Genomic DNA, 15248 nt, shown 5'->3' with positions numbered 1-15248 from the left:
CGTTAGTGCATTTGCTCATAGCTTCGAATATGAGTTAATATAGCTGGATCTTTAATTTTTGTATCTTCACATAGTAATAAGAGCTTGGACATGATCTCAGCCGTCCGTGGATCATCATCCACCATCGGTAAGAAAATTCGTCCACGATGCTGAGATGGGACAGCAATAATTGGGATCATGGAACCGCCTATTTGATGCACCACACCACTTCCTAAATGTAAGGAGTAACTTGCTAGCTTACCTTCTACGAGGGCATGTTGCTTTTTCACTTCCACATTGTTTAGCTTCAATAATTTAGCCAATTCTTCTACGATAATACTGCGCATTTCAACAGTAGAATGACTTGCCTCAGGGTCTACACCACCGACATGAGCTACGCTGACAACGAGATCAATATCTCGCATAACCTCAGAGAATATCGCAGCTGGAATATCATCTAAAACGATATCTTTGCCTGTTAGTCGATCATAGAAGTAAACACCTTCGATTGCAGGTGCTTCAATTTCTGCTGGCGTAAACCAATCTGCCTGTGCATACAAGGATGCCACAATATTTTCCTTATAATATACTTTACGTGGTCCTGTTTCATAGCTGATTTGCCAGCCACGTGTTTTCAACAGGGCTACTGTTTGTGAAGGATTTACTTGATGCCCTGCATAGCGCAATGATTGTTTCTGTGCTTTTTCATCAGCATTAATGAGATATAACTCACGGAACACTTGCTTAAATGGCTGTTTAATTTTGTGCTCGAACATATAGGATTGCCATTGTCTCCATTGACCACTTTCTAGAAGGTGGTAAGGATGAGCAATTTTTATAGAGGACGTAGGAGCAAGGTCCACAATGTGAGCCGATAGAAGCTGTAAACCTTCTGGTGTAAGCATTCCGACGTCATTATCGCTAATAAATAGTAGTTTTTGTAAAAGCGGAGCTAGAATCGGATGGGCTAATAAATGAATAAGCTCCTCGACCGAAAATACTGTTTCTAATTCCATTGCTTGCTCAAGCGCTGGGCGGGCTCGTTTATATTGCTCTTGTAAGTCTTTTCGGGCTTCCTGCAAGGTTACAATATCAGCATGCTTTTTTAAGGCAGCAGGAACGTTCTTTAGACGTTTACCATCCTTTTCAACAATAATAGCTACAGAGGCATTATCTTCTATTTGTAGATGGGCTGTAATTTGCTCGATTTGTTGTGCTTTAAATAAATGCTTCATATCGTTAAAGGAAGATAATTCCATACGCCATGTGAAGCGAGTGGCTTCTCCATCGCCTGCATTGCGCGCTAAATTTTCTAGAGCGATACTTGCTGCTCGAGCCTCACTTGCGCGGCGTTGAGCACCAAATTGCTTACTTTCCTTTAAAAACTGTTGAATAAATTGGTAGCGTGTTAAGGCATCTTTATCATCTGATTTTTTTAGTGGGATAAGGCCTAATGCACGTAGTTTATCTTTATTACGCTTGTCTTGGATTTCTTGCATTAATGGTTTAGGACTAAGCTTACCAATGGCAGTATCTGCATAAAGCTGTGCCCTACGATGATTAGCTCCTTCTGAAGCATATTTTGCTGCATCATAGACAATTTTGAAATTTTTTGCACCGAGTGTTTGGTAAGCACTTTGGAACCAAGCTAAATCGAATGCCCCATCACGGAAATCCTCAGCAGTGATGCTAGAGAAAAGGGCAATTTGATCCTTGGCATAGTCGGACAAGGAATCTGTTGTGTGAGCAATAAAATACCAAGCTGATTCTTTTAGTCCATCCCAACCAATTACTTCACTGACAAGGTCTATCCAATGCTGGTTATACATCATTGCTTCAATTAAACGCTCTTTAGAAATGTCTGTTTTCTGCCATGCTTCTTTTAATTGCTGCGCTGTTTCTTCTTTTTTGGGGTAACAGTTGGTTAGCAATCGGGAGAATACATCCTTTTTCGTTTCTGCCTGCCAAATATAGCCTCGCGCAAGCTTTTCTCCGTCAAGTGCCTGTAGAATCTGTAAGAAATAATCAATACCCTCAAAATAAGAAATGCTACTAGCAAGCTTTGTTACAGCAGTAGGCGTATCACCACGTTTTAGTTCTATGGCTAAAATACGATCAATCGCTTGTTCACGAATAGTAAAGAAATCTGTTAAATCTTCAAACGACTGTTGATAGCGTTCTAGTAACTTAGTTGGCTCATTAAATATTTCTGAAGCGAGCGTGTTGGTAAATATGGCTTCAAATAAGTGATCTTGCGTAAATAAACCAACTTTCATGGCGTCTAAATATTGGAATAAAGACAAATTGTAGACGTTTGGGCTATAGCTAGCATTTTTCATACGCTTTGTTAGCTCTTCATTGATAGCTAGCATTTTGACATATTCACCATAGGTTGAGTAATCAGACCAGCATCGATCAACAAATGACTCAACGACATCTAAATCGATAATAGTAGAAGTGGAACGATAGTAATAATAGCTCTTCTCTCGAACGTCAAGTTGCCACTGATCCACAGGAATTTGTTCGAGTAGCTGTAGCATAATGCCTATTGCCTGTTCAAAGCGATTAAATTCGGGTGCATGCTTTTGTAGTAATGAAAGAGCTTCCTGATGTAGTATTTTGTCACCTGAGATTTTGTCGATATCTTGGGTTAATACTGTGAATATCTGTTGAATTGTATCGTCATATTTCAAGAAATTCAATTGAGTAACACGTTCTTTTAATTCTTTGTATTGGAAGAACGGTTTAATTAGTGTATGAGCTGCTTCGGAAAGATCATGAGCAGAAGGGTATTCTGATAGACTATGATAAAAATTAAAATAGGCTAAGTCCTCATTACTAAATAATGTTGACTTCATCCATTGAATAATTTCTTCAGGGATAGGATAAGCATCAAGACTAGCATGTCGTTGATTATCTGATTTAGTTGCCATTACACTATATTCTTGCCCTAATGTAGTGGTAATGGGTGTGTCATTCCAATGATATGTTTCATACTCTAGTTCAGCATGTTTATCTAAAACCCGAATAAGCTGTTCAAGCTTAGATAATAACTTATCAATATCGTATTGAAAGAATTTTTCAAAAGGTGTAGGTGTCTGTACATAAAGTGGAGCAAGCTGTTGCCAAGGCTCTACACCATTCATTTGAATGGCTCCATCAGAAATACAGCCATATTGAATAGGGGGATGTGGCGTATACAAGCCAAAGCCATTACTCTCGTTATACTCAGGGACATCCCTTGTAATTAATTGCTCTAACAAAACTTGCTCGTTTTTAGTTACTTTTGGTAATAAGGAGCATAAAGATGTAATTTGCTCGCTTGCTAAGTTGTGTTGCTTAGAGGCTTCTAATAGTAATTCAAGCCCTCCAAGTCTCTTTAACTGCTTACTATCTTTTAACAGCCTTTCAGCACTTTGTAACAGATTATTCTGTGGCTGAACTTTTAAGAGTGAAATAGCCTCTTTTCGAAGTGCACCTGATTTATTTGCTAAAAGATCTTCAATCTTTGCTATTTCCTCTTCTGTTGGTGTTAAAGCACGTATTTTTTTTAACGCGAGAGAACGATTGATGGAACTACGATCTCGTAAAGAATTAAATAAAAATTCGCGTTGACCTTGTGTGGTGACAGGTTCTAGACAATAAATATTCAGTAGGCCGATTCTGCTAGATGGTGAGTAAGATTCTGCATGCTCAATAATTCGTTGGAATAATGCCTCATCTTGTACATGATGGGCTAAAATAATTTGTGTTGAAATTAAATCTTCTAATGACAAATGGACATGGACGAAGGATAGCGGTTTACCTGTAATGTTAAGTCCATCTTTCGTAATTTCATTTTTTGCCCACTCAAGCTGTTCAAATAAAAGGTATTCAATCCCTTGTAACTGTGTGTTTTCTTGCATGAAGGTTTGAAGGATTTGCGCCCATTCATTGTCTCTTGCATACTCACTATTAATATGGTGATTAGCATAAAGAAAATTGCCCCATGCAAAGGCAAACAACTCGATATCTTTTGTTGATAAGATTAAATCCTTTACAAATGGCGCTGTGAAGGAAATTTTCGATAAGTTTTTCAAAAAGGCAAGCGTTGTAAGTTGGATATGTTTGTCACGTTTTAAGAGAATTGTTACAAGGTCATTTAATTTCGTATAGTCCTTTGTAGCAGTTGCCCATAATGCAACATAGATATCAATTGTACGTTCACTCGTTAACAGTTGCTCAATAAAGCTGTCTTCTTCGATTGCTTGGATGGCTAATGCAAGAACTTCCTCGGTTATTTTTTGATTTTCGAAGCTATTATAGCCAAGTCCCATCCAAGTATCGACTGCTCGAATTACAGAGGAGAAGCGTGTTAGGCGTTGTTCCTGAATAAGCTTCATCATGTAGAGTTGTGCATCAAGATTGCCATGGTCAATATTTTCTACTATTGCCTGTCGTAAACCTTCTTGTCGTGCAGCTGCTAATAAGAGTTTGCCAAGTGCATCATGCATCCGATGATTATTTGATTTAAAAATACCTCGAATGAATGGATGACCGAAAAAGCTACTTTGATGTTCATCAAATAAAATACCCTCTACTGCTTCTTCAATTGACGGGTTCTCTAATGATAGTTCTTCAGCGAGCAACTGCTCAAAGACGTTAAAACCCATTACTTTTATATTTTCATTTTTTAAGACATAAGAGCTATAGTTTGGGTAGGTTCCATGCTCATATTGACGATGATTTGTTAACAACTCCTGCAAACTAATTTCCGCAAATGTCAGCATCTCTTCTATTAACTGTAAACATTGAAACAGATGGTCTTGCACTGGTTGAGATGAACGAAAAGATCGACGTAAAACACCTCTTTGGAACATTGTAGCATCAAAGCGTAATGCTAGTTTCTTGATCTTAAGTGCCCGTTCTTGTGAAGAAAACAGGGTAAGCACTTCAAATAATGGTCCACTAAATAACTCTTCAAGTGATGAATATTGCTGAACGTCTATAAGCGTTTCAATGTCATAATCTCTATTGTCCATGTATTTTAACAATGCAGCTGCTAAAGGCTGTATGACTATAGGTGCAGAATCAACTATACTTTGAAAATGTGTTTTTTGTTCATGTGAAAGTGTCATATAAATCCCTCCTTACCAAATTCGTCCTGCAAGCATAGTAAGTTTAATAAATGTAAAGACATCGTCCTCCTGTATGTTTAATGGTGTAGAAAGAGAATTTAAAGATTCTTCATTATGAAGGACTAAAAACAGCTCGTCCTGAAAGGCTTGAAGCATTGTGGAAATAGCTTGATTAACTGACTGTACAGTATCCTTTTTCTTTTCTCCAAAATGTACTTTGCCATATTGAGCTGCGTCTTCTAGTTGCTGATCCGTTAAATAAAGATGAAGTGGTGTATCTACCATTTTCTCATTAAATTGTTGAACCTGCTGTGTAACAAGCTGAACAAGTAAATCTTGTAACGTTATGACGGGCTCTTCAATTGAAAATGGAATTTTTTCAAGTTTACGAGACTTCTTACCGATTACTTTTTGCTGGTAAAATAAACGCAATCTAACACCTCCTTACAATAATTTCATTATACAAGAGTGAGAACAGGGAAAAGAATAAGGCATATGACGCTAGTTACGTAAAAAAATTTGGGAAAAGTGTAACAAAAAGTAGCCTGCTACACTTGATTGGTAGGGTAGAAAGTGGGTGACACTTTGCCTCAGATTATATGAAAAATAGAACATTTGTACGATTAATATTATCTAGATAAGTATCATTTTGCGCTTATTTATACTAATAACGGAGTAAAAAGCAGAATATATTACTCAGGTAACTTTATAGACATACATACGTAAAAGTAAATTCTTTCATGAAAGAGACTCGCTTTGGATTAGATTGGATTTCTATGATTTTCTTTGTATTAAATAGCTGACATAATACAGTCCAATATTCATCCGCTATAAATAGTGGTCTATTTTTGTGTAGTTGTTGAAAGACATCTTTTCATCTCTGATTTCATAAGCTTTATAGGTATGATTTTATCAAGCTAAAAGGAGGCAAAATCATTCAAATACACGTTGTACGGGCTGGTGAGTCTTTATGGGGAATTGCACAGGCGTATGGAGCTACGGTTCAGAGCATTATAGATGCCAATCAAATTCCAGAGCCAAATCGTTTAGTTGTGGGGCAAGCTCTTGTAATCCCGATTGTCGGAAGCTTTTATTATGTACAGCCAGGTGATAGCTTATGGTCAATTGGCCAACGTTTCGGTATTAATTATGTAACACTTGCACAAGTAAATGGCATTAATCCCAATCAACCATTAGCAGTTGGAACGAGATTATACATCCCACAACCACCAAAAACAAGGGCAGAAACCTTAGCCTATTTAGAGCCGAGAGGAACATCAGTTAGTGAGGCACTCTTGAATCAAGCGAGGGAAGCGGGTCCTAATTTAACATATTTAGCTTTATTTAGCTATGAAGCTAGGCGTGATGGTACTTTACAGAGGCCACCAAGCCAAGGTGTAACACAAATTGCCAATGATACGGGAGCATCAATGGCAATGGTTATTTCTAATTTGGAGAATTTTAGTTTTAGTGGTGAATTAGCGAGAGATATTTTTCAAAGCATAGCTGTTCAAGATTTACTATTTGATAATATTCTTGCAGAAGCAAAGCAACTAGGGGATGTTAAGGATATCCACTTTGACTTCGAAAATTTGCCAGCAGATCAACGACAAGCCTATAACAATTTTTTAAGAAGAGCTGTTGAAAAATTCCATGCTCAAGGATATACAGTGTCTACGGCATTAGCGCCAAAAACAAGTGATAGTGAGCAAGGACCATGGACAGCTGCACATGATTATAAGGCACATGGGGAAATCGTGGACTTTGTTTTACTCATGACCTATGAATGGGGATATTCAGCTGGCCCACCAATGGCCGTTTCACCTCTCCCAGAGGTAGAGGCAGTTGTAAAATATGCGATTAGTGAAATACCTGCAGGCAAAATTATGTTGGGGCAAAATTTATATGGCTACGATTGGACGTTACCTTTTGTCCAGGGGGGACCCTTTGCAGAAGCACTTAGTCCACAGCGAGCCATTGAAATTGCTAAACGTTATAATGCAGCAATTCAGTATGATTGGAGAGCCCAAGCACCGTTTTTTGAATACTATGATGAGCAAGGTAGAGCGCATATGGTATGGTTTGAAGATGCTAGATCTATTCAAGCTAAATTCAATCTCATTAAACAATATAACCTTCGTGGTATTGGTTATTGGAAATTAGGACTACCATTCCCTCAGAATTGGGTATTAATTGGTGCTAATTTTGATGTAGTAAAGAAATAAGATAAGGAAGTATAAGGGACAGATTACCCAATGTATTTTCTTCAAAGAGGAAATTATCTGTAAATTCCATATCTAATTATGGATAAATATATTATAATTATGGTAAATAGTATTTTAGGAGGGATATTTTGGGTAAATTTAAAAAGTTAGGTATTATTTTAACAACTACTGCATTTTCTGTTGGTATTCTAGCACCCGTTTCACAAGCTTCTGCAAATGTGAAAGAACCTTCAGAGCGTATTGCAATACAGTTGGCTGCCTCAGAGACAAAAGTGACAAAAGGTATGCTAATTAACAAATTACGTGCACTATTCCCTGAAGAGTTCAAATTTGTAGCTGACAATGAGTTTAATTCTGGAGGCGGTCATTTCTTTAGAGATGATACAACGGTCCGTTATGATTTAAACTTCCATAAAACTGTAAATGGTAAAGATGTATATGGTGGTTTTACATTTAAAGGTGAAGATTTGGAGTTAGAAAATTTCTATTATCAGCCAGCTAATATCGCTGAAGCAGTATATCCCGCAAAATATTCAGAGACTGAAGCAAAAAAAATTGCAGATGACTTCCTAAGAAAATTTGCGAAAATAGAGAACTATAAACTCCGTGAAGATGGCTTCGGTTATTACAATGACATTAATCGTCCATTATCACAACCAATTACCTACTCATTTGTTTATTCACCAACATATAATGGAGTGCTTATTGGCGATCAAAGTATCACTATTGATGTTCTTGCTAATGGTCAAATAACAGGAATGTATCGTAATACAGAATCTTTAAGTAAAGCAACCTTTGATAGCTCAAGCCAGAAAAAAAATGAGGAAGAAATTGTAGCACAAGTACGGGATAACTTAGCAGTTGAACTTCGTTATTACGTTGACTATTTTAGCGATCAACGTAATGTGAAGCTTGTCTATATGCCAGCAACAGGATTTAATGGTGTACATGCTTTAACAGGTCAATGGCAAACAACGAATGGCTTCTCTACACAAGTTCCAAAGACGAAAAGCGTTGAGAAAATATCCTCACAGCAATTACCACCAAGAAAAAGCGGTATGACAGTAGCAGAGGTTGAGGAATTCGCTAAAAATTTATTAAAAGTTGATGAAGACAAGGCAAAGCTCACGATTGATATGGTTGACGAAAGAGAAAATGACAATGGTGAAACGGTTTATACAGTAAATTACATGTATATGTACAATAATGGCGGGTCTGGTACCTCTTTCGAAATTAATAAGGCAACAGGCGATATCGTGCAGTATCACGATATTATGAGAGATTTTATCAACACTGACAAAACAACTACCCTCTCTAAGGATGCGGCATTAGCAAAGGCGATTGAATACTTAAAGCAATGGGCTCCATCCTATTTACATGAGTATTCGATGCCAATTTATGATCCTGTATATGATGATTATAGTAAAGATTATTACTTCTCCTTCCCACGCATCGTAAACGGGATTGCAGTTGTTGGAGATGAAATAAACGTAGGTATTGGCTCTGATGGGTCATTACGTTCATTGAATGTTAATAAGCAAAAGATTAATAACTGGCCTTCTCTTAGTCAGGTAATCTCTGCTGATAAAGCAAAAGAAGCATATAGTAAGGCCCTTACATTACAACTACAATATATAAAACAAGATACTGAAGGTAAACAACATTATGATCTAGTCTATGCTCCAACTTACAACGGTAGCTTAGTTAATCAGATTGATGCAATTACTGGTGAATGGTTGTATGAGGTAGATGACTCAAAAGAAAAACCATCTATTTCACACCCAACAGCAGCCAATGAATTAAACTATCTTTTACATCAAAATGTATTAGAGGTAAAAGATATAGCAAACTTTAATGCTGATGCTGCTGTGACAAAGGGAGAAGCATTAAAGATTCTACTAAAATCTTTAACATATGGCCATTTTGGTAGTGGCGATGGTGAAAAGCAAACCTTCAGCAATATCGATAAAAACCATCCATTATATGGAGTGGTTGAACAAGCTGTAAGAATGGGAATTTTACAACCAGCAAACCAATTCGCTTTGGATGAAGCATTAAATCGTCAAGAGCTAGCGGTATGGGCTGTTAAAGCAATGCAATTGGAGAATGTTGCAAAGTATAAGGATATTTACAAATTAAACTTTGCGGATTCAGCATCTATTGATCCAGCGTATACGGGCTATATAGCAATAGCAAATGGGATGGGTCTGATTGATACACAGCAAAATAACTTTAATGCTAGCAAGAGTGTGTCATATGCCGATTTGGCTGTGTCAACAGTTCGTTTAGCAAAAGCTATTCAAGAAAATAAAGTGGATCGTAACTTCTATTATTAAGTCGCATTCCATGAAAAGGGTATCTCCTTAATTGTAGGAGATGCCCTTTTTAGGTTAGTTTGTAGAAGAATGGGGAAATAATAAGTAAAGAAAGGAGTGAATAAATTGAAATTGAAATTTATTTTAGTGATTTCTTTAATGACTGTTATTCTTTACGGCTGTAATAAGGATGAGGTAAATGATGTGCCTGCAAACGCTCCAGCAGATCAGAATGCTACTCAACAGACTGGTGAGACGCCCACTGACCAAGTGACATTTAATTTTATAGAGTTTTCATTAGATGTTGATTACTCTGCAACGGAGTCTTATGAGGTAGAATATGAAGATAAAAAAACAGGAATAGAAGCAAAATTAGAGGATGATCGAAAAAATGAAAAACTGCAGGGCGATGAAGCTTATACTAAATTAGAGCCGTTATTTAAGCAGTTGAATTTTGATTCTACTACACCTAATGACGAAGTGATTGATCAAGTAATCAAAGTATTCAATATTGAAGATAACTATCAATCCATTGAAGTGGATGTCGAATTTGTAGACGGCAATGAAAAGGAATTTAAACGGATTAAATAATAAAAATATGCCAGCTAGCTGATTTAATCAGTTAGCTGGCTTTTCATTCATTTACATTCTCGTACCCAATGTCGATGTTTAGCAAGGGCATGAACAAAAGACTTTGGATCGTTTGCAACCCCATGTTTATTGGCTATATGCTGTAAAAATAAAACATTTTCCGTATAACCTATTGTTTTACAGTGCTGATAGGCTTGTTCAATAAACTGTTCTGCTTTAGCTTGTTCATAGGAATTTTGAAAGGCTCCTGTAACATAAACCCCATCATAAAGAACTGAGGAGGTAGTAGCAAATGTTTCGTGAATTTCATAGCCGCTTACTATGCCTTGTTTATTACTTACTAGTTCAACTACGATATCTTCACTTAAAAATGTAGCAATAAGTTCATTTAATTTTTCACTACTATTTTCTGTAACAATTACAGCTACTTTATTAGATTTGACACTTTCCTTTGCATTGATTACTTGGCTAACAGCAGGAGAAATTTGTTGAATATGTGGTACTTCCACTTCTACAGGTGGAACTATACCAATTCGTTCAGCGATAGATGAAGCAAGTGAGTAACTGACATTAGCATACATGTCTACAACTTGTTTTCGAATCGCTTTATTTTTTACTTTGCCAAGTTCAAAGCTAAAGGCATCGATAATATGCTTTTTCTCAATATCAGTCATACTAAGCCAGAATAATCTTGCCTGAGAAAAATGGTCTTTAAAGCTCTCACTACGTGCACGTACTTTATGCCCTTCAACTTTTTCTTCATAATGCTTATATCCACCATCTGCTTCAGAAACAGGATGTGGTGTATTATTGGCTAAGGAATTTTTATGGTAGCTAACTTGTCCCACATTAATGGTTTGTCGGCCATAGCCATCTCGTTGGTTATTATGAAATGGACAGATTGGTTTATTAATAGGAAGCTCATGGAAATTAGGACCTCCCAGTCGTATTAACTGTGTATCGGTGTAGGAGAATAAACGACCTTGTAATAAAGGATCATTTGAAAAATCAATGCCAGGTACAACATGACCGACATGGAATGCGGCTTGTTCTGTTTCTGCAAAAAAATTATCCACATTTTTATTCAAGGTCATTTTCCCAAGGATGCGTACTGGAATTTCTTCTTCAGGCCATATTTTCGTGGCATCAAGAATATCGAAGCTAAATTTGAATTCATCTTCAACGGGAATAAGTTGCACACCAAGCTCCCACTCTGGGAAATACCCACGTTCAATCGATTCCCATAAATCTCTGCGATGAAAATCGGGGTCTTTTCCAGCTATGATTTGTGCTTCATCCCATACTAATGATTTTACCCCAAGTACAGGTTTCCAATGAAATTTAACAAAGTGGGCTTTTCCTTCGGCATTGATAAAGCGATAAGTATTAACACCAAAGCCCTCCATCATTCGATAGCTTCGTGGAATCGATCTATCTGACATATGCCACATAACCATATGAGCAGACTCCTGATTATTTGCAATGAAATCCCAAAATGTATCATGGGCACTTTGTGCTTGTGGAATTTCGTTATTTGGTTCGGGCTTTACAGCGTGTACAAAATCGGGGAATTTAATAGCATCTTGAATAAAAAATACTGGTATGTTATTTCCAACTAAATCATAATTGCCCTCTTGTGTATAAAACTTAGTAGCAAAACCGCGTGCATCACGAACAGTATCTGCAGAGCCTTTAGATCCAGCAACGGTAGAGAAGCGGACAAAAACAGGGGTTTTAGTTCCTTTTCCATTTAAAAATTGTGCCTTTGTAATATCACTTGCGCATTCATATGTTTCAAAAATTCCATGAGCGGCTGAGCCACGTGCGTGTACTACTCGTTCAGGAATTCGTTCATGGTCAAAGTGAGTCATTTTTTCACGGAAATGAAAATCCTCTAGTAAAGTGGGTCCTCGCTCACCTGCTTTTAGTGAATGCTCATCTTCCGATATTTTTAATCCTTGATTGGTTGTGAGAGGTTGATCTTTATCACTTACTCGGAATGCTTCTAGCTGTTGTTGTTTTTGATTGACATCTTTTTTCATTTAGAATCCTCCTTTATAAGTTACAACTACCTTCTACCCCAACGAAAAGATGGCAAACATGAAGAAACAAATTGTTTGCTGTTCAAAAATGTATATGTTATTATTATCTCGAATTAAAGATAATTAAATTCGAAGTAAAAAGAGGGAGTCGTATGAAGCAAAACAATCGTAACTTAAAAGCATTTACGGTCTTGTTCCGAGCATATCAAACGATTCAAGATGCAACTAAAAGAGATTTACTTCAATTCGATTTAAATCAAACTGAATTTTCGGTTCTTGAATTTTTATATCATCATGGAGAACAACCAGTTCAAATGATTGGTAAAAAAATATTAATTGCAAGCAGTAGTATTACCTATGTGATAGATAAGCTCGAGCAAAAGGGCTATGTGTACCGTAAGGCATGTCCAAGAGATCGCCGTGTTACGTATGTATTACTAACGCTTGAGGGGCAGGTTTTGATGGAGGAAATATTCCCTAAGCATGAACAGAAAATAAATGAGATATTTGAAGTATTGGAAGCTCAGGAGCTGGACAACATGATTTTATCACTTAAAAAAGTTGGCAAGAACGCCAATAACCAATAAAAAATTTTAAATATATATCTCGATATCGAGATATATAGGAGGAGCATACTATGAATCATTTAAAAGGTGTACACCATGTAACGGCTATCACAAGTAGTGCTGAAGAAAATTATAAATTCTTTACCTATGTTTTAGGAATGCGCTTAATAAAGAAAACAGTGAATCAGGATGATATTCAAACATACCATTTATTCTTTGCAGATGATAAGGGTAGTGCAGGTACAGATATGACGTTCTTCGATTTCCCTAATATCCCAAAAGGTGTACATGGTACAAATGAAATTTCAAAGACTTCTTTCCGTGTACCAACGGATGCTGCTTTAGATTATTGGATAAAGCGCTTTGACCGTTTAAATGTGAAGCATACAGGTATGAAAGAACAGTTTGGTAAGAGAACACTATCTTTCGTAGATTTTGATGATCAGCACTATCAGTTAATTTCCGATGAGCACAATACAGGTGTGGCAGCAGGTACGCCTTGGCAAAATGGCCCCATCCCACTTGAGTATGCCATTACAGGTTTAGGACCAGTTTTTGTCCGTGTCGCTAATTTTAAATACTTTAAGGATGTGTTAGAAAATGTATTGCTCTTTACAGAGATTGCAGAAGAAGGGGACTTCCATTTATTTGAAGTAGGTGAGGGAGGAAATGGCGCCCAGATTATTGTCGAGCACAACACAGTGTTACCTGTAGCTCGTCAAGGTTTTGGTACTGTTCACCATGCTGCCTTTCGTGTAGAGGATCGTGCGGTATTAGATGAATGGACTGCACGTTTGGAAAGTTTTGGTTTCCACACTTCTGGCTATGTAAATCGTCATTTCTTTGAATCATTGTATGCACGAGTAGCTCCGCAGATTTTATTTGAATTGGCTACAGATGGTCCAGGATTTATGGGCGATGAGCCATATGAAACATTAGGAGAAAAACTGTCATTACCACCGTTTTTAGAACCAAAACGTGAACAGATTGAAAGTCTTGTTCGTCCGATTGACACTGTAAGAAGTTCCATTATGTTCGATAAAGAATATGAGTAACACAATTTCATCCAGCTGGGAAAGATAAGCCCCACTGGATGTATACATAACTGTATTGGGGGATAAAAAATGGAATTTTCCAAGCTGATTGATAAGCGTCGCTCTGCTAATAATTTTATCAAGGACGTTAAGATGACTGAAGAAGATATACGTCCTATTTTGGAGGATGTTAAGCTTGCCCCTTCAGCATTTAACTTACAGCATGCTAATTATATTGTTGTGCTGGATGAGGATATGAAAGAAAAGGTGAGAGAGGCAGCATATGGTCAATATAAAGTGCATTCAGCTTCAGGTGTAATTCTTGTACTAGGTGACAAGGAAGCATATAAAAATACTGCTGAGCTAAGTCAAGGCATGGTGGATTTAGGTATAATTACAGCGGGCGAACTAGAGGATATTGTAGCAGAGAATACAAGATTTTATGAGGATGGCGGTGAAGGATTCATGAAAGATGAAGCCATTCGTAATGCTTCTTTGTCTGCTATGTTATTCATGCTAGCTGCGAAAAATCGTGGTTGGGACACTTGTCCAATGATTGGCTTTGATAATCAGAAAATGCGTGAGCTATTCAATGTGCCAGAAACACATGAAATAGCCTTAATGATTACTATTGGGAAAGAAAAAGAGAGCAGTCGTCGATTACGTGGATATCGTAAGCCAGTTGAAGAATTTGCCATTTATTATTGAAATGGTATAAAATACAATAGCTATACAAATACTATGAATAATGGACATTTAGGAGGAAACATCATGAAAGTAGTAGCAATCGTAGGTAGTATCCGTAAAGAATCTTATAATATGCAATTAGCTCAATTTATTCAAAAACGTTATACAGAAAAGTTAGACCTTGAAGTATTAAGCTTAAAGGACCTACCAATGTATAATCAAGATATTGAAAATGAGGCTCCACAAGCAGTTCTTGATTTTAAAGCAAAAGTAAAAGCTGCAGACGCTGTACTTTGGGTTACACCAGAATATAATGGTACAGTTCCAGGGGTTATGGTAAATGCTATTGATTGGCTATCTCGTGTAGATAAAGTAATGATTGGCAAGCCATCCATCATTATGGGTGCATCAATGGGGAACTTAGGTACTGTAAAAGCACAATTACATTTACGTGATATTTTATTCTCTCCAGGCATTAACTCACCATTACTTAGCGGCAATGACGTTTATATTGGTGCTGTTCACACTAAATTTGATGAAGAAGGCAATTTAACTGATGAAGGTACAGTGAAATTCCTTGACGTAGTCATTGATAATTTCTTAAGCTGGGCAAAAAAATACGTTTAATTAAAATCTAACCCATAAGTATACAATATACTTATGGGCATTTTTTGTTTGGAAAGATGCTACTT

The 15248-nt window shown here is 37.0% G+C and carries 10 protein-coding genes; 7 read left to right on the top strand and 3 right to left on the bottom strand.

Annotated features, from left to right (window positions below; all coding sequences use genetic code 11):
- Positions 1-2: 2 nt before the first annotated feature.
- The gene (locus RCJ95_RS19780) at positions 3-5096 is read right to left on the bottom strand and encodes a DUF5724 domain-containing protein (protein WP_446722649.1); all 5094 of its coding nucleotides are present in this window, start codon (positions 5094-5096) and stop codon (positions 3-5) included.
- A gap of 12 nt (positions 5097-5108) precedes the next feature.
- A complete protein-coding gene (locus RCJ95_RS19775) occupies positions 5109-5528 on the bottom strand; it encodes a hypothetical protein (protein ID WP_221683008.1) in 420 nt (139 codons plus the stop codon).
- Positions 5529-6148: 620 nt separating this feature from the next.
- Here RCJ95_RS19775 and RCJ95_RS19770 point away from each other — a divergent pair.
- The 3 genes from RCJ95_RS19770 to RCJ95_RS19760 all read left to right on the top strand — a co-directional run bounded on the left by RCJ95_RS19770 (position 6149) and on the right by RCJ95_RS19760 (position 10227).
- A complete protein-coding gene (locus tag RCJ95_RS19770; protein WP_407717045.1) occupies positions 6149-7321 on the top strand; it encodes a glycosyl hydrolase family 18 protein in 1173 nt (390 codons plus the stop codon).
- A 128-nt stretch (positions 7322-7449) separates the two neighbouring features.
- Positions 7450-9657 (top strand): YcdB/YcdC domain-containing protein, encoded by a 2208-nt coding sequence (locus tag RCJ95_RS19765; RefSeq protein ID WP_446722648.1) that lies wholly within the window; start codon positions 7450-7452, stop codon positions 9655-9657.
- Positions 9658-9762: 105 nt separating this feature from the next.
- Entirely contained in the window at positions 9763-10227 is a 465-nt protein-coding gene (locus tag RCJ95_RS19760; RefSeq protein ID WP_221683006.1) for a YusW family protein, read from the top strand.
- Positions 10228-10274: 47 nt separating this feature from the next.
- Here RCJ95_RS19760 and RCJ95_RS19755 read toward each other — a convergent pair whose 3' ends face one another.
- Positions 10275-12269 (bottom strand): catalase, encoded by a 1995-nt coding sequence (locus RCJ95_RS19755; protein ID WP_221683005.1) that lies wholly within the window; start codon positions 12267-12269, stop codon positions 10275-10277.
- A 152-nt stretch (positions 12270-12421) separates the two neighbouring features.
- Between RCJ95_RS19755 and RCJ95_RS19750 the strand changes: the two genes are divergently transcribed.
- The 4 genes from RCJ95_RS19750 to RCJ95_RS19735 all read left to right on the top strand — a co-directional run bounded on the left by RCJ95_RS19750 (position 12422) and on the right by RCJ95_RS19735 (position 15183).
- The gene (locus RCJ95_RS19750; RefSeq protein ID WP_257520651.1) at positions 12422-12856 is read left to right on the top strand and encodes a MarR family winged helix-turn-helix transcriptional regulator; all 435 of its coding nucleotides are present in this window, start codon (positions 12422-12424) and stop codon (positions 12854-12856) included.
- Positions 12857-12906: 50 nt separating this feature from the next.
- Positions 12907-13890: a ring-cleaving dioxygenase gene (locus tag RCJ95_RS19745; protein ID WP_221683003.1), complete on the top strand. Its 984-nt coding sequence runs from the start codon at positions 12907-12909 to the stop codon at positions 13888-13890.
- A 69-nt stretch (positions 13891-13959) separates the two neighbouring features.
- Positions 13960-14577 carry a nitroreductase family protein gene (locus RCJ95_RS19740; protein WP_221683002.1) on the top strand — a complete coding sequence of 206 codons (618 nt, stop codon included), beginning with the start codon at positions 13960-13962 and terminating at the stop codon, positions 14575-14577.
- A 63-nt stretch (positions 14578-14640) separates the two neighbouring features.
- Positions 14641-15183 carry an NADPH-dependent FMN reductase gene (locus RCJ95_RS19735; protein ID WP_048394950.1) on the top strand — a complete coding sequence of 181 codons (543 nt, stop codon included), beginning with the start codon at positions 14641-14643 and terminating at the stop codon, positions 15181-15183.
- Positions 15184-15248: the final 65 nt, after the last annotated feature.

Source organism: Lysinibacillus sp. BSL11, assembly GCF_052928325.1.
Note: the sequence above shows the minus strand (reverse complement) of the source record. Positions and strands in the feature narration are given on the sequence as shown.